General features: G+C 62.0%; 21 protein-coding genes, 1 tRNA gene, 1 pseudogene and 2 riboswitches. Of the genes and pseudogenes, 9 read left to right on the top strand and 14 right to left on the bottom strand.

What is annotated here, in order from left to right:
* Nucleotides 1–117: pseudogene (locus MSKU9_RS18110) on the top strand (IS5/IS1182 family transposase); the annotation flags it as partial.
* An 83-nt stretch (nt 118–200) separates the two neighbouring features.
* On the opposite strand, the gene MSKU9_RS10985 reads toward MSKU9_RS18110, so the two are convergent.
* The 3 genes from MSKU9_RS10985 to MSKU9_RS10975 all read right to left on the bottom strand — a co-directional run bounded on the left by MSKU9_RS10985 (nt 201) and on the right by MSKU9_RS10975 (nt 4,003).
* Nucleotides 201–1,289, bottom strand: coding sequence for an oxidoreductase (locus MSKU9_RS10985; RefSeq protein WP_141261493.1), 1,089 nt, complete (start codon nt 1,287–1,289; stop codon nt 201–203).
* A gap of 224 nt (nt 1,290–1,513) precedes the next feature.
* The gene (locus tag MSKU9_RS10980) at nt 1,514–3,286 is read right to left on the bottom strand and encodes a porin family protein (RefSeq protein ID WP_193557688.1); all 1,773 of its coding nucleotides are present in this window, start codon (nt 3,284–3,286) and stop codon (nt 1,514–1,516) included.
* Between the two features lie 444 nt (nt 3,287–3,730).
* Nucleotides 3,731–4,003 (bottom strand): hypothetical protein, encoded by a 273-nt coding sequence (locus MSKU9_RS10975; protein WP_141261492.1) that lies wholly within the window; start codon nt 4,001–4,003, stop codon nt 3,731–3,733.
* A gap of 92 nt (nt 4,004–4,095) precedes the next feature.
* On the opposite strand from MSKU9_RS10975, the gene MSKU9_RS10970 reads away from it, so the two are divergent.
* Nucleotides 4,096–4,611: a DUF2721 domain-containing protein gene (locus MSKU9_RS10970; RefSeq protein WP_141261491.1), complete on the top strand. Its 516-nt coding sequence runs from the start codon at nt 4,096–4,098 to the stop codon at nt 4,609–4,611.
* An 8-nt stretch (nt 4,612–4,619) separates the two neighbouring features.
* On the opposite strand, the gene MSKU9_RS10965 is transcribed toward MSKU9_RS10970, so the two are convergent.
* The 5 genes from MSKU9_RS10965 to MSKU9_RS10945 all read right to left on the bottom strand — a co-directional run bounded on the left by MSKU9_RS10965 (nt 4,620) and on the right by MSKU9_RS10945 (nt 11,546).
* Nucleotides 4,620–5,585 carry an ABC transporter substrate-binding protein gene (locus MSKU9_RS10965; protein WP_141261490.1) on the bottom strand — a complete coding sequence of 322 codons (966 nt, stop codon included), beginning with the start codon at nt 5,583–5,585 and terminating at the stop codon, nt 4,620–4,622.
* A 65-nt stretch (nt 5,586–5,650) separates the two neighbouring features.
* Nucleotides 5,651–5,747, bottom strand: a riboswitch (TPP riboswitch).
* Nucleotides 5,748–5,810: 63 nt separating this feature from the next.
* On the bottom strand, nt 5,811–7,025 hold the full coding sequence (locus tag MSKU9_RS10960; protein ID WP_141261489.1) for a cytochrome b: 1,215 nt from the start codon (nt 7,023–7,025) through the stop codon (nt 5,811–5,813).
* Nucleotides 7,026–7,236: 211 nt separating this feature from the next.
* Nucleotides 7,237–7,313, bottom strand: a tRNA-Arg gene (locus MSKU9_RS10955).
* 69 nt (nt 7,314–7,382) lie between these two features.
* Nucleotides 7,383–10,676, bottom strand: coding sequence for an efflux RND transporter permease subunit (locus MSKU9_RS10950; protein ID WP_141261488.1), 3,294 nt, complete (start codon nt 10,674–10,676; stop codon nt 7,383–7,385).
* Between the two features lie 27 nt (nt 10,677–10,703).
* A complete protein-coding gene (locus MSKU9_RS10945; protein WP_193557687.1) occupies nt 10,704–11,546 on the bottom strand; it encodes an SDR family NAD(P)-dependent oxidoreductase in 843 nt (280 codons plus the stop codon).
* A 90-nt stretch (nt 11,547–11,636) separates the two neighbouring features.
* Between MSKU9_RS10945 and gmk the strand changes: the two genes are divergently transcribed.
* The 7 genes from gmk to MSKU9_RS10910 all read left to right on the top strand — a co-directional run bounded on the left by gmk (nt 11,637) and on the right by MSKU9_RS10910 (nt 17,900).
* Complete coding sequence (gmk, locus tag MSKU9_RS10940; protein WP_141261486.1) at nt 11,637–12,299, top strand: guanylate kinase; 663 nt, start codon at nt 11,637–11,639, stop codon at nt 12,297–12,299.
* Between the two features lie 141 nt (nt 12,300–12,440).
* On the top strand, nt 12,441–13,679 hold the full coding sequence (locus tag MSKU9_RS10935) for a multidrug effflux MFS transporter (RefSeq protein ID WP_141261485.1): 1,239 nt from the start codon (nt 12,441–12,443) through the stop codon (nt 13,677–13,679).
* Between the two features lie 127 nt (nt 13,680–13,806).
* Nucleotides 13,807–14,592: an MlaE family ABC transporter permease gene (locus MSKU9_RS10930; RefSeq protein ID WP_141261484.1), complete on the top strand. Its 786-nt coding sequence runs from the start codon at nt 13,807–13,809 to the stop codon at nt 14,590–14,592.
* A complete protein-coding gene (locus tag MSKU9_RS10925; protein WP_141261483.1) occupies nt 14,589–15,383 on the top strand; it encodes an ABC transporter ATP-binding protein in 795 nt (264 codons plus the stop codon). Before MSKU9_RS10930 ends, MSKU9_RS10925 begins: the two co-directional genes overlap by 4 nt.
* A gap of 192 nt (nt 15,384–15,575) precedes the next feature.
* Nucleotides 15,576–16,982, top strand: a complete 1,407-nt coding sequence (gene radA, locus MSKU9_RS10920; RefSeq protein WP_141261482.1) for a DNA repair protein RadA — start codon at nt 15,576–15,578, stop codon at nt 16,980–16,982.
* Nucleotides 16,979–17,605 carry an IMPACT family protein gene (locus MSKU9_RS10915; protein WP_141261481.1) on the top strand — a complete coding sequence of 209 codons (627 nt, stop codon included), beginning with the start codon at nt 16,979–16,981 and terminating at the stop codon, nt 17,603–17,605. The genes radA and MSKU9_RS10915 overlap by 4 nt, the downstream gene beginning before the upstream one ends.
* 58 nt (nt 17,606–17,663) lie before the next feature.
* Entirely contained in the window at nt 17,664–17,900 is a 237-nt protein-coding gene (locus MSKU9_RS10910) for a DUF3297 family protein (protein WP_141261480.1), read from the top strand.
* Between the two features lie 159 nt (nt 17,901–18,059).
* Here the strand turns inward: MSKU9_RS10910 and MSKU9_RS10905 are convergent, their stop codons facing one another.
* From MSKU9_RS10905 to ribD, 6 genes are all read right to left on the bottom strand, one after another.
* A complete protein-coding gene (locus MSKU9_RS10905) occupies nt 18,060–20,654 on the bottom strand; it encodes an MMPL family transporter (RefSeq protein WP_141261479.1) in 2,595 nt (864 codons plus the stop codon).
* Between the two features lie 140 nt (nt 20,655–20,794).
* On the bottom strand, nt 20,795–21,805 hold the full coding sequence (locus tag MSKU9_RS10900; RefSeq protein WP_141261478.1) for a lysylphosphatidylglycerol synthase domain-containing protein: 1,011 nt from the start codon (nt 21,803–21,805) through the stop codon (nt 20,795–20,797).
* Between the two features lie 79 nt (nt 21,806–21,884).
* A complete protein-coding gene (ribH, locus tag MSKU9_RS10895; protein ID WP_141261477.1) occupies nt 21,885–22,370 on the bottom strand; it encodes a 6,7-dimethyl-8-ribityllumazine synthase in 486 nt (161 codons plus the stop codon).
* A 146-nt stretch (nt 22,371–22,516) separates the two neighbouring features.
* Nucleotides 22,517–23,767 carry a 3,4-dihydroxy-2-butanone-4-phosphate synthase gene (gene ribB, locus MSKU9_RS10890; protein WP_141261495.1) on the bottom strand — a complete coding sequence of 417 codons (1,251 nt, stop codon included), beginning with the start codon at nt 23,765–23,767 and terminating at the stop codon, nt 22,517–22,519.
* Nucleotides 23,767–24,384: a riboflavin synthase gene (locus MSKU9_RS10885; protein WP_141261476.1), complete on the bottom strand. Its 618-nt coding sequence runs from the start codon at nt 24,382–24,384 to the stop codon at nt 23,767–23,769. Before MSKU9_RS10885 ends, ribB begins: the two co-directional genes overlap by 1 nt.
* 2 nt (nt 24,385–24,386) lie before the next feature.
* Nucleotides 24,387–25,391 (bottom strand): bifunctional diaminohydroxyphosphoribosylaminopyrimidine deaminase/5-amino-6-(5-phosphoribosylamino)uracil reductase RibD, encoded by a 1,005-nt coding sequence (gene ribD, locus MSKU9_RS10880; protein ID WP_141261475.1) that lies wholly within the window; start codon nt 25,389–25,391, stop codon nt 24,387–24,389.
* Nucleotides 25,392–25,520: 129 nt separating this feature from the next.
* A riboswitch (FMN riboswitch) is annotated at nt 25,521–25,683 on the bottom strand.
* Nucleotides 25,684–25,763 lie beyond the last annotated feature (80 nt).

The following is a 25,763-nucleotide window of genomic DNA, read 5'->3' as shown; positions in this document are numbered from 1 at the left end:
GAGAACTTCTTCTGCAAGCTCAAGGAGTTCAAGCGCATCGCCATGCGCAGCGAAAAAACAGACAGATCATTCGAAGCCATGATCTATCTCGTTGGCGCAATCATCAATTCAAGATAATTCCCAACAGGCCCCAGAAAGGCGGCGTTTTTCGAAGCTTTTTGCAAAAAGCTTCACCAGAAACGTCTTTCTGGTTTATCGCATCAGTGCTGCCATGCCTGATGCCAGTCCTGTTTTTCCTGTTCCGTCAGGGGGAGGGGAAGCGCCATCTGGCGCTGGCTGGACAGGATGCAGGTTTCCATAACCGCCATCAATGCCACGGCCTGTATGGGGGGGACGGGATTATGCCCCCGGCCCATGATAGCGTCGCGCAGCATGGCATAATAGATCCGCTGGTCGCCTGGCGGGACAGGTAGCGTGCGCGGCGTATCGGTTCCGTCAAATACCAGCATGCCATCAGGGTCATCGCCCCAGCCCGGATCACCGGGGCGCATTCCGGCACGAAGCTGGTTTTCCTGCTGGTCGGCATGATGTTTCAGGATCGTGCCACGTGTCCCATGCACGACAAAGCGCGGACCGGCCCGTGCCGCGAGCAGACTGCAATGCAGGCTGACCCGTCTTTTCCCATATATCAGCAGGACCTGTGCCCAGTCATCGCCACAGGCATTGTCACGCAGGCATGCCAGACTGGCCTGCACATGATCCGGCAGACCAAACAGTTGCAGGGCCTGATCGGCGATGTGTGGCCCAAGGTCGAACCACAGGCCACTGCCCGCTGCATCCGTTTCACGCCAGCGGTCACGTACCTGCGGACGGAATCGGTCCATGCGCGATTCCAGTTCGGTTACCCGTCCGACCAGCCCGGTCGCGATCAGGTTGCGGATACCAAGGAAATCGCTGTCCCATCGCCGGTTCTGGAAAACGGACAGGAACCGTTCCCGTGAATGGGCCATCTGTGCCACTGCGCGCGCCTGTTCCAGCGTGATGGTGAACGGCTTGTCCACCACCACATGCAACCCGGCACGTAACGCTGCAATGGCAAGATCGGCATGGGTCGTGTTCGGGGTGGCGATCACCACCATGTCCAGATCAGGCAGGGCAAACAGGGCATCGGGCGTCGCCGTGACCGCCACCTGTGGGCAGTCACGTAAAACCGCATCGCGCTGTCCTGAACAGACGGCGACAAGTTCAAGCCCCGGTGTTGCATTGATCAGGGGGGCGTGAAAGGTGCGCCCGGCAAAGCCATAGCCGACAAGGCCGACCCGTAATGGCCAGCGTGGTGGTGTGGACATATGTCTCCCTTCCCTATGGTTTCCCATGATGACGGAAACCGGCACATGGAGGGAAGCGTATCAGAAGCTGTTTCAAAACCGCCTGCCGATAAAAGTTTTTGGGTGCCGCCCTTTTTCAAAAAGGCGGCGTTCCCTGAAGCGTGTTGAAGACAGCTTCACCAAAACTTTCCTGGAATCAGCCAGATGTTTTTATGGGCAGTTTTGGTCCCGTGCAGCCCGCAGCATCAGAACAGAAGGATCATACCGCCTGATGCACTGTTGTCGCTTTCCTTGTACGGGCCATGGGCGGCCGAACTGGTATGGGCGTATTCAGCCACAAGGTTCAGCCAGTCCGTCATTTTATAGTAGGCCGCGCCCACTTCGGATTCATTGCGGCGGACAAGGTCGGGATTGCTCTCACCCGGTGCAAGGTAAAGGTTACTGACACCATAGCTTCCGACCAGTTTGAACTTCTTGGTGAAGTTATACATCATCTGGACATAGTAGCCTTCCGATGCACGCTTGCGTCCGTTGCTGGCCACACCGTCAAAGAACAGGCCGGTCGTGCCCAGGCCGCTGCCACGGTAGTAGTAGCCCACGAACTGCGCCGGACCATAGGTCAGCTTCGTGCCGATTTCGCCCGCTTCCGCCGTGACACCATGCTTCTGGCCCGGAATGACGGCAACATCCGCAGTACTGCTGGTGGTCATGTTATAAATGCCACCGTTTTCCTCAAGCAGTTGGGTGGAAACCGTTGTCGTCTTGCTGACGGTCAGGTTCTGCTGGTGCTGCGTCAGGAAGCTGGCCCAGATGCGGGCGCTCAGTCCACCGATCTTGAAGTCATAGGTCACCTTGCCCTGGATCATGGGCGAACTGTGCTGGGTGGAGCCTGCCGAATAGGCATTGCCGCTGGCGTCATCGCCAGAGAAATCAAACTCATCCAGCGGCTGCAGGATGCCAATCGTGCCCTGGAACCCCTTGATCGTGGGTGACTGGTACGAAATCTGCGGGATCCAGTCGGCATACACGTAACCGACACCGATGCGGCCCAGCGAGGTATTGCCCGGAGCCGAGTTGCTGCCGGTGGAACCGACACTCAGCAGGGTTGCGTCATCAAGGATGGCATCCCCGCCGAAGATGCCAAGGTCACGACCGATCTTGAACGTGCCCCATTTCTTGTTGCCCGCCGTCACGTAAACCTGACGAAAATCGATGCCGGCGGTGCCCAGACCCACCGGGCTGCCGCCGGTATTGGCATTCATGGCGCCGTTCTTGGCATTGTCGATGCCGGGATACATGCCCATGACGGCGGCAAGGTCGATGCCGTTCTGCGTGGTCGAGAGTTTGAGGATCAGGCCCGCAGGCAGCAGGCCGTTACGCAGCGCCGAGGAATCGAACCCGCTTGCCCCCGTCGAGACGCCACCGGCAACCGGCATGCCACCCGCCGGGCTGTTATAGGTATAGAACCCGTTGATGAAGCCCGACAGATTGATGTCGACTGGTCCCGCCTTGAAGGTCAGGCCCTTGCCGGGCACATATTTTTCCATGCGCACGAACGACAGTCCGCCGCCAAGACCCATGGAATGCTGGGCGGCCAGCCAGGTGGATTCTGCTGACGCCGCGCTGGCCTGGGCGCTGGCTGCTGCCTGCTGGGCCTGCGCCAGCACATAGTCGGGGTCCATGCCACCACCGCCAATGCCGATCTGGCCGGGGGGCTGGATCGGGTGGCCCATGGCGGTGCGCACCTGCTCGTGGGTGGATGTGGGAACGGCCATATGGCGCTGTGCGGGCACATACTGTGTTGCACGGCTGGAGGTGGATGCCGCTTCGCGCACATGCTGCATGTGATGGGCCAGAAGCCCCTTGTACTCGCCCTGTGTCAGGCTGCCCTTTGCCTTCAGGATGTCGAGAAGTTCACTATAATCGTCAGCCCGCGCCTCTTCGGGGCAGGCAAGGGACGCGCCCCCGCTTGCCATGACAACTACCGCGCCAATACGCGCCAATTTTCCTGCCGACATAGTATTAAACTCCCTGCCAGCATTCCTGTTGTATAAAACCCTGCGGGTCAATGGCCCCCATCAGGCGCAACGGACACCATCCAGCCACATGACGTGTATGTAATAACGCAGGGATTCTTCCCCCCGTTCTGGCTGCAGGCAGGACATGCATGTCCATATCCAGATGGATTCGTTAGCAAATCTTCCTTCTTTTTCATACAATGTTCAAAATATGGTCAGCAGGGGACACATGTGCGTTTCCCGACCGGATGCGTACGATATCGCAGCACGGCAGGAACAGCGGGACGGGGAAAGAACCGGAATCGGAACGTTCTGAAGGATGCATCAAACAATCGTGTGCGCATGTTTTTCTGTCGGATGGTCAGTAAAAAACAACACAGGTACGTTATGTGCATTCAGGAATACAGAATATATCATCACGAAGCCGTGTTTGTATTCTATTGGTTAATTAGTGACCGTGCCCCGTATGGCCTGTCCCGCATTCAGGATCGCGCGGGCCTGCCGCCATGCGGTTTCCAGCGCATCCACCATCGTGTCGTGGGGCGCGGTCCATTCCTGGGCATCCTGTCCGGGTATGCACAGGCGCGCACGCCACTGTCCCGTGCCGGTGGATGTGGGCTGCCGGTCAAGGTTGAGCGTCCAGTCCGCCGGAATGCGCGCCAGCACGCGCGCCAGCCGTTTTTCCGGTGTCAGCGGTGTTGCGTAATTATGTGACATGGAATCTCCTTACGTCTGCGCAATATCGACTCTGTCCTTGACGCGGGCGGGGATAAGCCCAAGAAACACAGGCTTTGCCCGTAGCCAAGGATATGCCTTTCGTGTCTGCCTTCCCCGGTCTTGTTCCCGATGCATCCGTTGATGGTGTCGCCCACCTGATCCAGACCGCACTGACGCCGGTTTTCATGCTGTCGGGGATCGGCACGTTGCTTAACATGTTCAATACACGACTGGCCCGTGTCAGTGACCATATCGAGACGGTACGCGACAAGCTGGAAAATGCCGATGACAAGAGCAGCGCGGATGCTGCGCTGCTGTTACGCCGGCTGACGCATCTGCATTACCGCACCCTGCTGCTGGATGCGTCCATCCTGTTCGCGGGTGTGGGTGGGGCATCGGCCTGTGGTTCGGCTTTTGCGCTGTTCATGGGCAGCGTGCGCGATGCGTCCATTGCGTGGTGGCTGGTACTCATGTTCGGTAACGCACTGGTCTGCACCGTCGTCGCGCTGGCCATGTTCCTTGGTGACAGCCTTGTTGCGTGGCATGGCCTGCGGGTCACGACCTTTCTGCCGCACAAGCAGGACATGCTGAACAATATTATTGACTGAGGTACGGGTCAGGGTGTCGTAACCTGACTGAACGGATCGATCGCGTACTGCTCCAGCGGGATGTCATGTGTCATCATGCCATGGGCATGCAGGAACGTGGCAAAGGCTGTATAGCGGGGCACGTTCAGCAGCGCCGGCTGCTTGCATATGCGCGGCAGGGTAGCCTGCCACGCCGCCCGGTTCAGCGGCGTATCGAATTCCGGGTGGTCATGGATTGTCTGCGCCAGCATGGCGTCAGGGTGGTTGATCAGGGTATTCGCCCCTTCCGCCAGCGCATCCATGAACTGGCGTATCCATGCATCATGCGCATGATCGCGACCGGCCAGGAAGATCAGTTCATCTGATATCGGCACGCCATGTTCCTCAGGGAAAAACGCCGAGACCTTCATACCCTTCTGCTGCAGGTCGATCAGTTCATATGTCCGCACTGCCCCGATCACGCCATCCACGGCATGACTTATGATGGCCTGTTCCAGCTGAAAATTGACATTGACCTGATGCACGTCACCCATGGCCAGCCCGGCTGAATGCAGCATGGTGTCCAGTGCCGCGTCATCCACCCCCGGCATGGATACGCCAATGGTTTTGCCCTTCAGGTCGGCGATGGAATGAACCCCTTCCCCCGTAATCAGGACATTCAGCGGGGTATCGATCAGCGTGCCCACCCGTACCAGCGGGATATTCTGGTCCGCCAGCATGCCAAGCTGCGTCTGGTAAGATACGGCAAGGTCTGCCTGTCCCGCCGCGACCAGGCGTGCGGGCGATCCGGGATCCGCGGGGGCGATCAGCTTCACATCCAGCCCGTGGCGGATGAATGCGCCGCTGTACTGGGCGGCCAGAAGGGCGGCGTGATCGGCGTTGAGGAACCAGTCCAGCACGACCGTGACCTGCTGGCTGGCGGCATGGGCGGGCAGGGCCAGCATCGTGCAGGCCAGAAATCCTGCTGCCCCAAGGGCACGTGTGAGGGTTTGCATGGATGTGATAGGCTCCCTTTCCCTGACATCCGTAATCTACGGCAGGCAGGGAACGGGTGCATATGTCCCGGGCGGGACAGTCTCCCTTCGCTGGCATGACCCAGATCAGGTTCAACGGGTATGATCTCAGCCCACGGATCATGGGCACCCCGGTCAGACAGGAAGAGTGTGGGCATGGCCCCACATCCGTCAAGTCACGGATGAAGGACCATGCCCGGTCACATGTCAGGCGTCGGACTGCTGCCGTTCACGCCGCGCGCAGAGCGGAAGCAGCACAAGGAAATAACCGAAATAATATAGTGCCGCGACCCGGCCCGCGATCATCCAGCCGCCTTCGGCATGGTGGCGGCCCACCAGTCCCATCAGTACGAACGATATGACCAGTCCCACCATGCCGATCCGGCAGGCCGGGCGGAAACGTGCCGAACGGATGGGCGAACGGTCCAGCCACGGCACCGCGAACAGGATCAGGATCGACCCCGCCGCCGCCAGCAGGCCGCCAAACTTGGACGGTACGGACTGCAGCAGGCCATAAAAGGGCAGGAAATACCATTCCGGCTCGATATCGGCAGGCGTGTGCATGGGATTTGCGGGACGGTAGTTTTCCGGTTCGGACAGAAGATCGGGCCACAGGAATGCAAGCGCCACGAACACCAGCGCGAACAGCACAAGACCCGTCAGGTCCTTGGTGGTATAATAGGGGTGGAAGGGCACGGTCTGGCGTTCGGGTACCGGCCTGCCATCGGGATTGTTCGGCCCGCTGACATGCAGTGCTGCCACATGGAAGGCGACGACAGCCACGATGGCGAACGCCATGAGGAAATGCAGCACGAAAAAACGGTGGATGAAAATATCCCCCAACTGGTCGCTGCCTTCCATGATGTGTTCAAGTGTTCCGCCAATGACCGGCACGGCGCCCACCGCCTTGCCCGCGACATCGGCCCCCCAGTAAGACATCTGACCCCATGGCAGCACATAACCCGCGAACGCCGTGACCATGACCATCAGCAGCAGCCCCAGCCCGGTCAGCCACAGGATTTCGCGCGGCTGCTTGTATGAACCGTAATACAGCCCCCGGAACAGGTGGATGTACAGGGCGGCCATGAACAGGCTGGCCCCGGTCATGTGCATCGCGCGCAGCATCCAGCCACCCGGTAGCTGGCGTTCGATCATCTCCACCGACATGAAGGCCCCGGCGGAGGTGGGGGTGTAGTTCATGGCCAGGAAAATGCCCGTGGCCAGCATCAGCACCAGCACCGCCGTCAGGATCGCCCCGAAATTCCACAGGGCGTTCAGGTTCCGGGGCATGCGGAAGTCGATATATTCCTGCCGGAAACCGCTTACGATCGGAAGCCTGCGGTCAATCCAGGACAGGATGCCGCCAGAGCGTCCGGAATGCGCATGTGGGGGAATGTTTTCGGGGAGACTGGGCCCGCTCATTCTTGTTTCCTGAATTCAGACGAAAGAAAAATCAGGTAACGGTGTAGCAGCCAGATGGGCGGCAGGCACCTCATCTTTTTGAATCAGGAACGATTTCATACCATGGTGTAGCGGTACGGTGGCACGTACAGCATCCGCATGCGGCAGTACACGCCTGCAGGCACAGACCAAAGGGACCGTGCCACAGCAGTAATCCTGATTTTCAAGGAAGTGGCGCACCCGAAAGGACTCGAACCTCTAACCCCCAGATTCGTAGTCTGGTGCTCTATCCAGTTGAGCTACGGGTGCGCTGTGAGGCGGCTTTTAACTGACCCAGCCGGACCCCGCAACCCCTTTTTTCAATTATCGAATATTTTTTTATCCCTTCGTGCGCGCCAGCAGCCTGCCCGTGGTCCGCCGGGTCCACAGGCGGATATGTTCCATGTAAAGATAGATGACCGGCGTGGTATAAAGCGTGAGCAGCTGGCTCATCATAAGGCCACCCACCACCGTAATGCCCAGCGGGCGGCGCATTTCCACACCGTAACCGCTATTGGTGATCAGTGGCACGGCCCCAAGGGCTGCTGCCAGCGTGGTCATGAGGATGGGACGAAATCGCTGGATGCACGCATCGCGAATGGCATGGCGGGCGTCCAGCCCCCGATCGCGTTCGGCATGCAATGCGAAATCCACGATCAGGATGGCGTTTTTCTTCACGATCCCCACCAGCAGGATCATCCCGATCATGGTGATGAGCGAAAACTCCTGCCCCAGCGCCCACAGTGCCAGCACGGCCCCGACCCCGGCCGAAGGCAGGGTGGACATGATGGTCAGCGGGTGAATGTAGCTTTCATACAGGATGCCCAGCGTCACATAGATCGTGACAAGGGCTGCGATGAAGATCAGCACCTCGTTGATGATGGCGGACTGGAACTGTGCCGCCTGTCCGGTAAAGCCGCCATGGATGGACTGCGGCATATGCAGCCGGACCATGGTGTCGGCAATGGTGGCGGCGGCGTCACTCAGCGCCATGCCGGGGGCAAGGTTGAAGGAAATGGCGGCGGATACGAACCCGCCCTTATGCGATACGGTAATGGCGGTGGGATGGGGTTCAAGCCGCGCCACGTTGGAGAGGGGCAGCATGGTTTCGGTGCTGGATGACACGGCGGACCCGTTTGACGCGCCCGTCCCCCCCGCCAGCCTGTTGGCGATCTGGTTGCGGAAGGACTGCTGGCTCAGCTGCGTGCTGGTGCTGGACTGCGTGGTGGTCGCCATGCGGGCGCGGACCGTATTGGACACCGTGCCGCCGCCGGGACTGCCCCCGGCGGTGGAAATGCGGAATGACTGCAGGATGTCGGGGGACGTGCGGTACTGGTCCGCGACTTCCATCACCACATGGTAGGTCGCAAGCGATGTGGAGATGTTTGATGCGATGCGCTGGCCAAATGCATCATACAGCGTGTTGCTGACCAGCTGCGGCGTAATCAGGTACCGTGCCGCAAGATCGCGGATGATGTCGGCATGGATGGCAGCCCCGTTGTTCATCACGTCCGTCGTGACATCACGCAGGGCGGGCGCCGTGCGCAGCGCCGATGTCAGCATGGGCACCCAGGTATAGAGGGCATCCGCATCATCACTGGTCAGCAGGTAGCGGTATGCCCCTTCCTTCTGCCGGCCGCCGCCGCCGCTTATGTCACCTGCCGAGAACAGGGACACGTCAAGCCCCGGAATATCGGCCAGCCGCCTGTGGATGCGTTCGATCATCTCATCGGGGCCATCATTGCGCCGGGTGCGGTCGATCATCTGGGCGAAGGCCTGTCCCTCGATATTGGTATCACCGGAAAAGGCGATGACTTCCTGCGCATCCTTGTCGGCGGACAGGGCGTTGCTTATGGCGCGGATCTTTTCCGTCATGGCGGGAAACGACGTGGTCTGGTCCGCGCGGAAGAAGCTCATGACCATGGCCACGTCTTCCTTGGGCAGGATTCCCTTGGGCATGAGCACGATCACCCCGATCATGATCGCAAGGCTCAGCGGCAGGGTCACGGCAGTCAGCACATGATGGCGCAGCGCCACATCCAGCGTGCGTTCGTAAAACCGCAGCAGGCGCAGGTACCCCGCTTCCATCCAGTCGCCCGCAGCGTGCGGCCAGCGCCGCCACCACGGCGCACCGGGGGAAGGGGGGGCATTATGGCTGACGTCCAGCAGCAGGCTGCACATCATCGGCGTCAGGCTCAGGGCAAGCACCAGCGAGACGGTGACGGTAATGGCCAGCGTCATGGAAAATTCGAAAAAGACCTTCCCCGGCGTTCCCCCCAGCAGCAGCAGCGGCAGGAATACCGCCACCAGCGAGATGGTGATCGACATGACGGTGAACCCGATTTCACGCGATCCCTGTAGCGACGCCTCCATCCGCCCCATGCCCGCTTCCATATGGCGGGCGATGTTTTCCAGCACCACGATGGCGTCATCCACCACGAAGCCGGTCGCAATGGTCAGCGCCATGAGGGACAGGATATCGAGCGAGAAATGGAACAGCGACATGATCGCCAGCGTTCCCGCCAGCGAAATGGGTACCGTAATGGCCGGGATCAGCGTGGAACGCGGCGTGCGCAGGAACACCAGCACAACCCCCACCACCAGCAGTACCGATGCCAGCAGCGTCCACTGCGTATCGGCCAGTGACGCGCGGATGGTGATGGAACGGTCCATGGCGGGGGTCAGCGTCACCCCCGCAGGCAGGGCGGCGCGCAGGGCGGGGAGACGGGCCTTGATGTCATCGGTTACGCGAATGACGTTGGCGCCCGCGCGCGGCAGGATGATGGCCATGGCGGCCCTGCGCCCGTTCAGGAAGCCGACCTTGCGTTCGTTTTCCACCCCGTTATGGACATAGGCCACGTCCTGCAGCCGCACGGGCCGGCTGTCACGGTAGCCGATGACAAGGTCACGGTACTGGGCTGCACTGCGTGCCTGGTCATTGGTGGCGAGGGTGTAGCGTGTGGTGTCGTTCTCGATCACGCCCTTTGGGGTATTGGCGTTGGCCGATGCCAGGGCGGATCGGATATCCTCGAACCCCAGCCCGTATTTGAACAGCGGCCACGGATTGATTTCCACCCTTACCGCCGGCGCGGAACTGCCCATGAGTTCGACCCACCCTACGCCCTGCACCTGTGACAGCAGGGGCTGCAGGCGTGTCTTGGCGATATCATACAGTTCCGACATCGGCTGCGTGTCCGATGTCAGGGCAAGGATCATGATCGGATTTTCGGAGGGGTTGGCCTTCCAGTATTCCGGCTGTGATTCCAGCGTTGCGGGCATGTCGGCACGGGCTGCGCGCAGGGCCGCCTCCACGTCATTGGCGGCGGAATCTATATTGGTCGACTCATTGAAGGTCAGCAGGATGAAGGCGCTGTCCTGACTGGAATCGGATTCAATCTCGCTTATGCCCGCAATCTGTCCCAGCCTGCGTTCCAGCGGGGTGGTGACGGAACTGGCCATCTGCTGGGGTGATGCACCCGGCTGGCTGGCTACGACGTAAATGACGGGTACTGCGATATCTGGCAGGTCGCCCACCGGCAGGACCCGGTAGGCAAAAAGACCCGAAAGGACGATGGCTGCCGCCAGCAGGGTGGTCGCGACCGGGCGCAGGATGAAAAGACGGCACAGGTTCACTGCCTGTTTCCAGGTAATGGATACATGTTATTCCTGATTTCTACTCGCGGCGGGGTTGCCTGTTTCCAGCCCTGTTTCCGCCATGGTGCCCGCCTGTCCCGCAGGCTGGCGATAATAATAATATTCCGCGACCCGCAGCGGCAGCAGGTCCATGAACCGTGACCCCGCCACCAGCCACCGTGGGAACGAAATGCGTCGCCTGCCGGCCGCAACCCCCGACAGGATGGTGCGCACGGCATCGCCCGTCTGGGTCAGGCCGGGCATGGGAAAATTGTTCTGCGTGGTCATGGGGGTGGCGACAAAGCCGCAGCACACGCTGGACATGACAATGCCCGCACGCTTCATGTTCGCCCCTGTCGCTACCATGAAACGGTCCACCGCCGCCTTTGAAGCGCAATAGGACGGTGTGCCGGGGAAGGAGACAAGCCCCGCCACCGATGACATGGCGCAGATGCGTCCCCGGACCCCGTCATTCGCCCGGGGCTGGGCGCGCATCACACGGATGGCGGGCAGCACCGTATTCAGTACGCCATCCATGTTGGTCGCGAACATGCGGCGGACCTGAGCATCCGGCTCGGTCGGGGCTTCGTCCCCGCCCTTGGTGGATGCGGTAATCCCCGCGCAGGCAAAGACCAGGTCCAGCGGCCCCGCGGTCGTGATCCATTCTTCCATGCCCGCCTGTTCCCGTACGTCCTGCACCCGTATACGGGCATCCGCGCCACGTGCGATGCAGGCCGTCGCCACGGCGCGCAGGTTGTCAGCATTGCGTCCACCCAGATGCAGCGTACGTCCCGGCCGGGCAAGGGCAAGGGCAAGGCCACGTCCGATCCCTGACGAGGCACCTGTAATCAATATCGAATCCTGTTTCATATTCGCAGAATACATACACCCTGTTAGAACTGCGCTACCCCGTTTACGCACCCGGCGCGCATTTATACCGCCACTGTCAAGGAGAGCTGCATGACCCAGACATCCACCCCCACCTGCACGTCCCCAGTCGCCCCGGTCCGGCGGCGTGGGGTATGTCTGGTCATTTCAGCGCCATCCGGGGCAGGTAAGTCAACCATTGCCAATGCATTGCGCGCGTCGGAACCACAGCTGCTGCATTCCGTGTCCGTCACTACCCGCCAGCCCCGTCCGGGCGAAAGTGACGGGATCCATTATCATTTCCGCAGCATGGAAGAATTTACCCGCATGGCGGAAGCGGGGGAAATGCTGGAATGGGCCACCGTGTTCGGTCGTGGGTATGGCACCCCCCGCGCGCCGGTGGAGCAGGCCCTGGCGGAAGGCCGCGACATGGTGTTCGATATCGACTGGCAGGGGCACCGCCAGATCCGCGCCGCCCTGCCGGGGGACGTCATCAGCCTGTTCGTCCTGCCGCCTTCGATCGCGGAACTGGAACGCAGGCTGCATGGCCGCGCATCCGATGAGGCGGATGAGATCGCACGCCGCATGCAGGCCGCGCGTGACGAGATCTCGCACTGGAATGAATTCGATCACGTCATCATCAATTCCGACCTTGACCTCGCGATAGCGGAAGCCCGGGCCGTGCTGGTGGCGGCACGGCTGGAACGCCACCGTCAGGTGGGGCTGGCGGACCTGGTGGCCAGCTTCGGAGTCTGATTGCAAAAACATGTACCGGATACCCTACCGGGACGCGCATGTGTTTCATGCGCCATGGTCGATGGACAAGCTGGCCGGAATTCGTGGATATGCGGGTGTCGCGGCATCCGCCGCCCTGTTCTCCTGACCGTCCGGATTCCCATGCCCACGCGTAGTGTTCCCGCCCCCGTCATGCCGTTCTGGATGATTGCCCTGCTGGGGTTGCTTACGGCCATCGGCCCGCTGGCGACCGACATGTACCTGCCTGCCTTTCCCATCATGGATGCGGAACTGGCGGGGGGCCATGCGGGGGCCAGCCAGGTCACGCTGGCGGCATGGTTTGCTGGGCTGGCGGTAGGGCAGTTCAGCCTTGGTCCCATTTCCGACCGTCTGGGCCGCAGGCTGCCCCTGCTGGGGGGGCTGGTGCTGTTTACGGCGGGATCTGCCGGATGCGCCATGGCCACGGGCTTCGACCTGTTCTGCCTGTGTCGTTTTGTCTCGGCGCTGGGCGGGGCGGCATGCGCGGTCCTGCCGCGCGCCATCGTGCGTGACATGGCGACGGGGGCTGCGGGCGCGCGCATCATGTCACAGCTTATGCTGGTGTTCGGTGTCATGCCCATTCTTGCACCGTCACTGGGCAGTCTGGTGCTGATGATGGGGCACTGGCGGTGGATTTTCATGATCGCGGTCATCTATGGCGTGCTGGGGCTGCTGACGGTGCTGGCGACCTTGCCCGACACCATGGCGGTGGAAAAGCGCATTGCCTTTTCCCTGACCGGCACGATCGCCCGTTATGCCGGTCTGGTGCGTGAACCGGTGTTCATGTCCAGCGCGCTGATAAACAGTTTTTCCTCGTTCGTCATGTTCGCCTACATCACCTCCGCACCCATGGTGTTTGAACACCTGCTTGGGTTCACGCCCACCCAGTTCGGGGTGTTTTTCGGCATGAATGCGGGGATCTTCATTGCCTGCGCGCAGTTGAACGGCTGCCTGGTCCACCGGATCGCGCTGTCGCGGCTGCTGGATGGCGGGATTGCGTGCAGCATAATGGCCGCGGTGGCATGTCTGGTACTGTCGCTTGCGGGTGTTGCTGGCCCTGCGCACCCTGTTCTGGTGTGCGTGCTGATCAGCTGCATTACCGGCTGTCTGGGTTTTGTGGGTCCAAACGCCACGGTGCTGGCCTTTACCCACCATGGCCATCAGGCGGGCAGTGCATCGGCGCTGATGGGCACCATCCAGTTTTCTCTTGCGGCTGGCAGCGGCTTCATCCTTGGGCACGTGCCCTTCCATTCCCCCGTGCCGCTGGCGGTGGTGGTCATGGCGGGCGTGGGCTGCATGGTGGCGTGCAACATGTGGCGTCATGCCTGCGACCGGCGGATGGACGCGTCCCACGCGCCCTGATCGCGCAGCGGGCGGTGGAGTGAATGCGCTTTCGCTTTGACGTGGGGGACCTGCCGCGCTACGGCAGGAACATGTCTGCTGAACCTGTTGTCCGGTCTGGCGATCACCCACATGCGCGGGAGGCGTTGTGAACGGCATTCTCGATTTCATTGCCGGGCTGGGCAGGGCCGTTCTGGATATTGTCCGCATGGCGGGACGCGTGGCGCTGTTTGCGGCCGTCGCCCTGTCGCATGTGGTCCGGCCCCCCTTCTACTGGCGTACGCTGTGGGGCACGTTGGTGGAAATCGGCTATTTCTCCCTGCCGGTCGTGGCGCTGACGGCGCTGTTTTCCGGTGGCGTGATCGCGCTCCAGTCCTATACCGGTTTTGCCCAGTACCATGCCCAGAACGCCATTGCCGGAATTGTCATCCTTGCGGTCACGCGTGAACTGGGGCCGGTGCTGGCGGGACTGATGGTGGCGGGGCGGGTCGGGGCCGCCATGTCGGCCGAAATCGGGACCATGCGGGTGACCGACCAGATCGATGCGCTCAGCACCCTGTCCACCAATCCCATCAAGTACCTGGTCACGCCACGGCTGGTGGCGGGTACGCTGGCGCTGCCGTTCCTTGTGCTGGTGGCCGACATACTGGGTGTGCTGGGCGGGTTTACCGTGTGCGTGATGAAGCTGGATTTCTCGGCTTCCGCCTATATCACGGCCACGATCGCCTCGCTCAAGGTCATGGACGTGACGGTGGGGCTGGTGAAGGCGGCCATATTCGGGTTCCTGATCGCGCTTATGGGCTGCTATCATGGCTATCACAGCCGGGGCGGGGCCGAAGGCGTAGGGGCGGCGACGACGGCGGCCGTGGTTGCGGCCTCGATCCTGCTGCTGACGTTCGATTACCTCCTGACAGACGTGTTCTTTTCCCAATGACAGACACAATACCCAAGATCCGCATTCGCGGCCTGAAAAAGGCGTTTGGCCCCAAGGTGGTGCTGGACGGGGTGGATCTGGATGTCATGGGCGGTACGTCGTTCGTGGTCATCGGTGGCTCGGGCACCGGCAAGTCGGTGCTGCTGCGCTGCATTCTGGGTCTGATCACGCCCGATGCGGGATCCATCGAGATTGATGGCGTCGATGTCACGACGCTTTCGCCCCGTCAGCGTGAACCCTACATGGCCCGCATCGGCATGCTGTTTCAGAACGGCGCGCTGTTTGACAGTCTGAGCGTGTGGGAAAACGTGACATTCGGCCTGATTGCGGCAGCGCGCGCGGGACACGGGCCGCGCATTACCCGGGCGCAGGCCCGCGAACGTGCGGGGGCGCTGCTGGAACAGGTGGGCATGGACCCCGCCGTGGGCGCGCTGTCGCCATCCGAACTGTCGGGCGGCATGCAGAAACGCGTGGGACTGGCGCGCGCGATCGCGGCCCGTCCTGAAATCCTGTTCTTTGATGAACCGACAACCGGCCTTGATCCCATCATGGGTGCGGTGATTGACGGGTTGATTGTTGATTGCGTGCGCAGGCTGGGATCGACTGCCATCGCCATTACGCACGACATGGCGTCCGCCCAGCGGATCGGGGATCAGGTTGGCATGCTGTATGAAGGCAGGATGATCTGGCAGGGATCGCCCTCCACCCTGTTCGACAGTGGCAACCCGGTGGTGGATCAGTTTACCCATGGCCGCCGTGAAGGGCCGATCAAGGTAGACGTGCGTAGCTAACTGATAAATAAAGATAAAAGTTTTTGAGTGCCGCCTTTTTTCAAAAAGGCGGCGTTCTTTTGAAGCTTTTTGAAAAAGCTTCACCAAAAACTTTTTCCCGTTTGGCCAGGGGGGCTTTTCATCCCCTCTGACTTTCGCGGCCGGTCGTTCCATATATGATATACACGATCTGTTCTTGCCCAAGGAGCCATCATGGCGCGTCGGCCCGCTAACCGTTTTGTCTGCCAGTCCTGTGGGGCGGTCTTTTCCAAGTGGTCGGGCCGGTGCGACGCCTGTGGCGCATGGAACAGCATTGTCGAGGAAACGGTTGAACCGACCGCAACCGGCGGCACCAACGCCCGCAGGCGCGCCGGTAGCCGCATCAACCTTGTCGGCCTTGCGGGCGATACCCCGCCGCCACCGCGCATCGAAACCCGCATCGGTGAACTGGACCGCGTGCTGGGTGGCGGGCTGGTCCCGGCCTCCGTCGTGCTGGTGGGCGGTGATCCGGGTATCGGCAAATCAACCTTGCTGCTGCAGGGGGCATGCGCGCTGGCACGCGCCGGACGCAAGGTCATGTACATATCGGGCGAAGAAGCAGTGGACCAGATCCGGCTGCGCGCGCGCAGGCTGGGGCTGGAAGCGCCGACGCTGGAACTGGCCGCCGCCATCAACGTGGCCGATATCGCCGCAACGCTGGATGCGGAAAAGGATCTGGCGCTGGTCGTGATCGACTCGATCCAGACCATGTGGATGGAAACGGTGGAAAGCGCGCCCGGCACCGTAAGTCAGGTCCGCGCCTGCGCGTTTGAACTCATCCGCCTGGCCAAGCAACGTGGCTTCAGCCTGATCCTTGTGGGGCACGTAACCAAGGAAGGCGCGCTGGCAGGCCCCCGCGTGCTGGAACATATGGTCGATGCGGTCATGTATTTTGAAGGCGATCGCGGGCATCAGTTCCGTATCCTGCGCGCGGCCAAGAACCGCTTCGGCGCAACCGACGAAATCGGCGTGTTCGCCATGACCGATCAGGGGCTGGAGGAAGTGCCCAATCCCTCCGCCCTGTTCCTGGCGGAACGGCGGGGACATATTGCGGGCTCCGCCGTGTTCGCGGGCATGGAGGGCACGCGCCCCGTGCTGCTGGAAGTGCAGGCCCTGCTGTCGCCCAAGGCGGGTGACGGCGGTGCGCGGCGCGCGGTCGTCGGGTGGGATACGGGGCGGTTGAACATGTTGCTGGCGGTGCTGGAAGCGCGATGCGGCATCAAGCTCAACGCCATGGATGTCCATCTCAATATCGCAGGCGGCCTGCGGGTGGGGGAACCTGCGGCCGACATGGCGGTGGCTGCCGCGCTTGTTTCCGCCGCTACCGGGCAGCCCACCAGCGCTGGTTCGGTCTATTTTGGCGAAGTCGGGCTGTCGGGCGAGATCCGTCAGGTCTCGCAGCCCGATACACGGCTGAAGGAAGCCCACAAGCTGGGATTCGAGCAGGCATTCCTGCCGCGCCGTATCGCACGCGGCAACCGCAAGCCTACGGCCCCGGACGGGCTGGGCATACAGGAAATCGGCCATCTGGGCGATCTGGTCAGCCTGTTTACGGGAGCCATGGAGGAGGCGGAGGCGTGAGTGCGCCCGAACGCTTCATGCTGCGCGAACCCGCGATGCTGGAGCGGGAGGTGAAGAAAAGCATTTTCCTTGCACAGGCAGCCCCCGTCTCAACCCCTGCGGACGCCATGGAATTCATTGCATCTGTCAGCGATCCCGACGCCACCCATAACTGCTGGGCTTACCTGATCGGCCAGACCTATCGCAGTGATGATGCGGGCGAACCCGGCGGCACGGCGGGCCGTCCCATCCTGCAGGTGATCGAGGGACAGGGTTTCGACCGCACCGTGGTCGTGGTCACGCGGTGGTTTGGGGGCACCAAGCTTGGCGCGGGCGGTCTGGTGCGGGCCTATGGCGGGACAGCCGCGGAATGCCTGCGTACGGCAGAACGCATACCGATCGTGGATATGGTGTCCCTGACGTTTGGCTGCGGTTTTTCCGAACATGCCCTGCTGCGTGCCCGGCTGGAAAGCATGGACTGCCAGATCGTGACAGAGGAATTCGGCGCGGACGGCGTGGGCATGCAGATAACCCTGCCCGCGATACGCGAAGCACAGGTCCGCACCCGCATTACCGACATCACCCGTGGGCAGGCGCTGATCCGTGCGGTGGAGGAAGACGCCACGCCGGGTGTTGGAGACTAGCGGTATTGCCGCTATGTCAGACAGCGTTTCACGTTCATCATACGGAAAAAGACCAGATATGACCGATACCCCGCCGGACCGTCTGTCCGTCAATCCCGCCAGCCCCTTTTACAACGAGTCCCTGCTTGATCGCGGCATTGGCGTGCGTTTCAAGGGCATCGAGAAAACCAATGTCGAGGAATACTGCATAAGCGAAGGCTGGGTGCGTCTGGCCGTGGGCCGCGGCACCGACCGTTTCGGCAACCCGATGGCCATGAAGGTCAAGGGGCCGGTCGAGGTCTGGTTCAAGTCCTGAACCCTGTTTGATAAGGAACAGAAGTTTTTGGGTGAAGCTTTTTGAAAAAAGGCGGCGCCCGGAAAACTTTTATTATTATCTAATAACAGCCCCGATCCGGGCCAGCATTAAAAAAGGCCGCATCCTTTCGGGTGCGGCCTTTTCTGTTTCCCCGCAGGGTCATTCCTCGTCGATCGGGCGCTTGGGCAGCAGGGCCGGCACGAAGATCAGCGTCGCCACCAGCGTGCAGGCCAGTGACAGCAGCAGCAGCCGGCCCATGCTGGCCGTGCCCGGATGGTGGGACGCCGCAAGTGACCCGAAGGCCGTGCCCGTTGTCAGCGCGGAAAACAGCACCGCGCGCGCCGTCGGGCTGGACAGGGGCAGCTTGATCCCCGCCCGCCAGTTCATGACGAAATAGATGTTGAACGACACGCCAACCCCCAGCAGCAGGGGAAGCGCGATAATGTTGGCGAAGTTCAGCTGCTCCGGCACTACAATGATCAGGATGACCGTCATCAGCGCCGACAGCAGCAGCGGCGCCAGCACCAGCGCCGTATCCAGCAGCTTGCGCAGGGCGACGGCGAGGATGATGGCGATCATCACGATGGCGGCGCCAGCAGCCGTGACAAAGGCATGCACCATGGTCGCCGCACTCTGTACGATGTCGATGGCGGAACCTGCCGCCATCGGGGCGACCTTCTGGATTTCACCCACATAGGTATGTAGCGCCCGGTTGCCCTTCATCTCCCTGGTCGGATGGACCTCGACCAGTGCACGGCCGTCAGGCAGCAGGTAGTCATGCGCCAGCTGCGCGGGCACATCGGCAATCGCAACCGGCTTCACCTGCAGCATGTCGCGCAGCATGTTCAGCTGCATGGGCAGGAAGCGCACCAGTGCTTCGTTGGTGGCCAGCACGCGCTGGTCATCTGCCTGCGACAGGTGTGCCAGCGCCGACTGGATGCGGCGCAGCGGGTCATCGGCGGGCAGCCTGTCCATCACGCCGCCCAGTGCGGCCGCCGTCTTGGCCGCCGCCGTGCGCAGCGCGCCTGCATCCGGCGCCGGTTTCGGGTTGGGCACCAGCAGGGTCGGCAGCATGATGTTCGCGGCATCCTGAATCAGGGGCAGCTTGGTCTTCTGGTCCGTGGGCACGAGTGACCCAAGCCATAGCGCGTCATGCACCATCGGCAGGTCCGACAGCCTGTCGGACATGGCGGCGGCCTGATTCAGGTCGGGCATCAGCACATCCACCGTATAGGGCGAATACTGCGGTTCCGACATCAGCATGCCCAGCGTGACCATGCCTTCCGATCTGGGGTTCTTGGTATGCAGCGGGTCAGCGTCGAATGTCAGACGGGGGACAAGGGCCACGCCCACCAGCGCGATCACCACGAAGGCCCCCAGGATCGGCTTGCGATGATGGCGGATCGCAACGTCAATCGGGCGGGCGAAGACAAACCCGATCTTGCCATGGCCGGAAGTCGGGTGGAACAGCCGCAGCAGGGCCGGCAGCAGCGTCAGCGTGCAGATGAAGGCGAACAGCATGCCGAAACCGGCAATCAGCCCAAGCTGGGCCACGCCGACAAAGGCAGTGGGGGTAAAGGCAAGGAACCCGGCCGATGTCGCCATGGCGGCGACAAGGATCTGGTGCCCGGTTTCATTGCCGGTCTGCTCAAGCGCGTCCAGCAGCCCCGGTGAGGAGCCATCGGGCAGCGCCTGTGCGCGGAACCGGACCGAGAACTGGATGGCGAAATCCACCGCAATGCCTACGAACAGGATGGCGAACGCGACCGAAATCAGGTTCAGCTTGCCCACCACGATTGCCGCGAACCCGGTGGTCAGCAGCAGCCCGGACACCAGTGTTATGATGATCGGCACGATGATGCGCCACGTATGCACCGCCAGGATCAGCCACAGCGTGACCAGCACAAGCGATCCCAGCAGGCCTGCCACCATGCCTTCGGCCACGGTTGCGAATTCCTCGTCCGCGATCTGGGTGTCGCCGGTAATGTGGACATGCGCCCGGCCGCTCTGGACAAACGGCAGGCTGCTGGCAGCGGCACGGATGGCGTCCGACGCGGCGCCGCCGGGCTGGAAGGAATCATAATCCAGCTTGGGCTGGGTTACGACAAACTGGTACTTGCCGCCAAGGTCGGCCAGATCGCCCGCCAGCAGTCGTTCCCATGACAGCGGTTCCGGCGTCCCTGATACCGAACGCTGCAATGTCGTGGCGAAACCGTCCAGCGCCGCATGGAAAGGGCCGAGGTCGGCCTGCCCCTGGCTTATGCCCATCGCAATCAGGTTCAGCGCGTTGAACAGCCCGCGCCCCGACGGGTCGGCGGCCAGTTCGCTCAGGAACGGCTGTGCGGTGATGGTGGTGTTGAGCACCCGTTCCAGCGCCCTGGGGTCAAGGAACATGAGGCCGTTGCGCACCAGATAGGGATCGGTCTGCGGCGTGGTGACGTAATTGAAATGGGCATGGTCGTCGCGCAGCCTTGCCGCCAGCGCCAGCGCGGTCTGCTGTGCCTCTTCCGGCAGGGCTGCGTCAATCACGGCGACAAGCTGGTCCTGTTTCTGTGGAAACAGCCGTCCCATCTCATCCGAGCGCTTTTTCCAGTCCAGCGAGGACGAGAACATTGTTCCCGTATCCGTGGTCACGCCCAGCAGCGCATAGCTGGCATAGGTCGCCCCCGCGATCAGGCAGGCGAATGCCAGTACCACCGCAATGGCACGACGGGAACAGAAAGCGACAAGGCGCCCAAGCGGTACCGATAGCATGACGAGTATTCAGCCCTTCAGAAACCTACGTCGTGCCGCATGAAGCGCGGCAGTCGGTGAAGAGGCCCGGTTTGGCCCATGATGCGGTCCCGATGCAAGGTGGTTCTTTGTCACACGATGTACCGCGCCGCACCCGGACATCATGACTGGCCGGGCTGGTGCATTTCCCGGCCAGTAGTCGGGGCGTCGCGGATCCAGCGTATTTCCATCACCTGCCATGCCACGAGCGAGGGCAGGCCCCACGCGATTTCCCTCAGACGCTTGATGAGCGACAGCGCAATGCCCACCTGCGGCGACAGCCCGAACAGGCCGCCGATGATGATATATCCCCCTTCCGACACGCCCAGCGCGCCGGGTACGGCAAAGCCCGCCGACTTCGCCGCCTGTCCTACGCTTTCGATCACAAAACTGTCAGCAAGCGAAAGCGGATGCCCCATGGCGGTCAGGACCAGGAAAACTTCGAACGTGCCAAGCGACCAGCCAAGCAGTTGCAGCCCCCCCGCGCGGAACGCGTTTTCATGCGTGCGGTACAGGGCGATGATTTCGCCGTGCAGGCCACGGATGTCATCCACCCCGTCCCATCCCAGATGGGCGGCGATGCGCACCAGCAGCTTTTCCACAAGAGAGATGGCACCCAGGTACTGGCTGCCAAAGAACACCGCCCCCAGCGCGACGGCAGCCCCCGCACTTTCCATCAGTTCGTCCGTCACATGCGAACGGTTGACCAGGCAGAACAGTACCCCAAGCCCGACCAGCGTGAAGGTGACCTGGCTGAGCAGTTCAATGGTCAGGTCACAGATCGTGGCGGCAGCGGCGCGCTTGATGCCGAGCTTTTCACGCCGGGCCATGAGGCGGGTGGTAATGACTTCTCCCCCAACCTGGGCCACTGGCAGCAGGTTGTTGATCCCTTCACGCGCGCAGCGCAGGGCGAAAAAGTCGGTAAAGGACAGGCGGGGACGTCCACACTGGGCCAGCAGGCGCCATGCCTGCGCCGAAACACAGACCTGGCTTGCATGGAAAACGATGATGGCAGGAATGCTCCACCCCCCGGCCGCGATCAGCCGGAGGATGTCATGCAGGCCAAAACGCCCCAGCATCCATATCGTCAGACCGATACCGAATGCCCCGGCAATGAAGGTAAGCTGCCGCATTCGCCATCCCTGTCCATATTCCCCCAAACAGGACCATTAAAAGGCTGTTTTCAGCCATTTAGTGGACTGTCAGCGTATCTTAGCAGCCTCTGATTTTCTGAAGCAATGCGATACTTTCGACACAGGCGGCCACGGCCTCGCGGCCCTTGTTGTGCACATCGTCACGCGAACGGACCACCGCCTGTTCGTCGGTGTAGGTGGTCAGTACGCCAAACGCGATCGGCACTTCGGTGTTCAGCGCTGCCTGCTGCAGGCCCACTGCGGTGCCCAGGCTTATGAATTCGAAATGCGCGGTATCGCCCTTGATCACGCAGCCAAGGCATACCACACCGTCGTACCGCCCGGTGCGCGCCAGCGCCTGTGCCAGCAACGGCAGTTCATACGCACCCGGCGCATACATGACATCATCCGCGCGCATTGAGATGTCGTGTTCCCCCAGCCATGCCAGTGCGCCATCACGCAGGCCATGGGTCACGTTTTCATTGAAGCGGCTGACCACGATGGCGATGCGCGGTGCGTGGGTGAATTCAAGCTGTACTGCAGTGGAGGGGATGTTGGTGCTCATATCCAGCGTTTTCCGTTTTTAGGTGCAGAGGGGTTTGAAAATAAAGTACTGATAAAAAACGATAAAAGTTTCCATCTGCCGCCTTTTTGAAAAAAGGCGGCAGCCTTTGAAGTTTTTTTGGGGAAAAGCCTCACCAAAAACTTTTTTCAGTGGGCGTCCGCTGTCGCGGGTTCACACAGGGCATGCCCCATCCGGGTGCGCTTGGCCTCCAGATAGGCCCGGTTGAAGGGATTGGGTTCCACTGCAAGGGAGATGCGTTCACGCACGTCAAAGCCATGCTTCTGCAGCGCGCGCACCTTGTCGGGATTGTTGGTCAGCAGGTCGAGCCGGTTGACCCCGAGCGCGCGCAGGATGTCGGATGCTGCCTGCCAGTCACGCGCATCGGTCTGGAAACCCAGCCGGTGGTTGGCGTCCACCGTATCCAGTCCATCATCCTGCAGCGCATAGGCGCGGATCTTGTTGGCCAGGCCGATGCCACGCCCTTCATGCCCGCGTACATAGACCAGTACACCGGATTCCGCGCGTCCGATCTGTTCCAGTGCGCCCTGCAACTGCGCGCCGCAATCGCACCGCAGCGATCCCAGCGCGTCGCCCGTCACGCATTCCGAATGCAGGCGCACCAGTGGCACGGCGCCAGCACGGTCTGGCTGGCCCTTGACCATGGCGACATGTTCGGTGCCATCGGGCGCGCGAAAGGCATGGATCATCATGTCCGGACCGCCAAAGCGGCCGGGCAGGTGGGCGCGGGCGACCTGTTCGATCGCGGGTTTGGCCTCTGCCGTGGTGTCAATCGGGTTGGCTTCCAGCCATTTCGCCAGTTCGGCGATGGACAGGATCTGCAACCCGTGGCGTTTGGCATACGGGCGCAGATCGTCCATGCGGGCCATGGTGCCGTCTTCGTTCATGATTTCGCAGATCACGGCTGCCGGGATCAGCCCGGCCATGCGGGCCAGGTCGACCGAGGCTTCGGTATGGCCGGGGCGTGCGACCGTGCCGCCGGGCACAGCGCGTAGCGGGAAGATATGACCGGGGGAGACCAGGTCCTCGGGCTTCGCATCGGGTGCTGCCGCCACAAGTACGGTTTCGGCGCGGTCGGCGGCCGAAATGCCGGTGGTGACACCTTCACGCGCCTCGATGGACACGGTGAAGGCCGTTCCGCGCGGACAGGTGTTGACCTGTGTCATCATGGGCAGGTTGAGCTGCGCGATGCGGTCGGGCGACATCGGCATGCATACCAGCCCGCGCGCATGGGTGACCATGAAGTTCATGGCCTGCGGCGTGACCAGTTCGGCGGCCATCACCAGATCGCCTTCGTTCTCGCGGTCCTCGTCATCCACAAGGATGATCATCCCGCCCCGGCGGATTGTGGCAACGGCCTGTGCCAGTGCCGGGGGCATCAACGATACTGACATACGCTCTCCACATATTTTGCGATGACATCGACTTCGATATTCACGGGATCCCCGGCGTTCAGGGTGCCAAGGGTCGTATGGTCCCATGTGTGGGGAATGATCATCAGCGCGATGCGGAACTCATCCGCGCGACAGCCATCTTCTCCCGGCGCGCCGACTTCGTTCAGCGTCAGGCTGATGCCGTCTATCGTGATCGATCCCTTTTCCACCAGATAGCGGCGCAGGCGCGCGGGCATGGTGAAGGTGATGTGGCGGGCTTCCCCCGTCTGTTTCACCGCGGCAAGCCGTCCCGTCCCATCCACATGGCCCTGCACGATATGGCCCGACAGGCGGGTGGTTGGTGTGACCGCGCGTTCAAGGTTGACGGTGTGTCCCGCCGCGATCCGGCCCAGCGCCGTGCGGTCCAGCGTTTCGGAGCTGATGAAGAACGTGGCCGTTCCCGCCGCGTCAAACGACGTGACCGTCAGGCACACGCCATTAACGGCAATGCTTTCACCCAATGTCAGGTCCGCAATGCCCGTGGCCACGGTTATGTCCAGATCCCGGTCCAGCCGACGCGCGGCGGTGATGCGGCCCTGATGTTCGATAATGCCGGAAAACATGCTTACTCCTTCACGGCGGCCAGTTCGGGAAACAGGCGCAGCGGTGTCACGTCGCCTTCCCGTATGCGTATGCTGTATTGGTCCGTGCCATCGGTGCAGGCGGTAATGGCCAGCCAGTCATGCCACAGGTCACGGGCCTCGATTTCCGCCAGCAGCCGGGGGCCTGCTTCCACCATCGCCCATGTCACGCCCGCCATGCCCAGCATGTCGGGCAGTGCGGCAATGTCGGTGCACACCTGCACCGCAAAACCACGTACGCGCGCGGCCTGAAGGTAAGCCTCGTCCACTTCCCCCGTCCGGGTGCAGATGGCAAGGACACGCGGTGCGCGGTCGGGGTGATCGGCCACCCGGCGTACGTTCAGGCCGGGGTTGTCGGCGCGGATGGTGCCCCCGGTGGTAATCACCGCATCCGTTGCGCGGCGCAGGCGGTGCGCAAGGTCAAGGGACGCGGCGGAAGTAAAGGTGGTGCGGCCTGCGGGTGGCAGCATGGACCCCGTGGCGTCCAGCGCCTGCTTGACCGTGATCCACGGCTGGCCCGTGCGCATGAAATGGGCGAACGGGGCCAGAAGGCTGCGACATATGGCCTGTATTTCAGCCTGTGGCCCGGTGGAGCGGAGGACATGCACCTGGCGGTCATGCTGGCGCAGGTAGTCCGCCCCACCGCCTTCAACATGGGGATTGGGGTCGCGCACACCGATCCAGACATCACGCACCGGCGTCGCCAGCAGTGCCTGTGAACACGGGCCGGTGCGACCGGTATGGTTGCATGGTTCCAGTGTCACGACCGCCGTACGGGTACGATCCAGCAGCCCGCGTTCGCGGCACAGGTTTATGGCCTGTATTTCAGCATGGGGGGTGCCGGCGCGGTGGTGGCCGCCAACGGCAAGGATCGTGCCCGCATCATCCAGCAGGGCGCAGCCCACCGGCGGGTTGGGGGCGGTTGCACCCACGTGACGCGCGGCTTCATCTACCGCTGCGCGGAAGGCATGCGCGACGGCGGCTGGCATGTCTGGGCCTGAGTGGGGTGTGAAACCCTGTGGCAACGCGTCCAAAACACAGTACTCCATCCATCCGGACGGACCCAGGGCGCGTAAAACCATCTGCCTGCCTTCACGGATGGAAGGCAGGACCATAGTTTCCGTTCTCTCTCATCCGGACTGTAACCGTCGGTTCCGGAATTGCACCGGATCTGCTTGACCCCGTCCGCATGTCCTGCGGCCGGGCGCTCGCGGACTTATGCCCCCCGTTTAGGGAACAAACACCGCCGGTGGGGAATTTCGCCCCGCCCTGAGAACGCCTGCGAACCGGGCTGACTGCCCGATTCGTCATTCAGTGGAATGATCTTGGGAATGATTTTAACGAATTGCAAGTGCCACGTT

Origin of the sequence: Komagataeibacter diospyri, assembly GCF_006538165.1 — a bacterium.
Taxonomy (GTDB): domain Bacteria; phylum Pseudomonadota; class Alphaproteobacteria; order Acetobacterales; family Acetobacteraceae; genus Komagataeibacter; species Komagataeibacter diospyri.
Note: the sequence above shows the minus strand (reverse complement) of the source record. Positions and strands in the feature narration are given on the sequence as shown.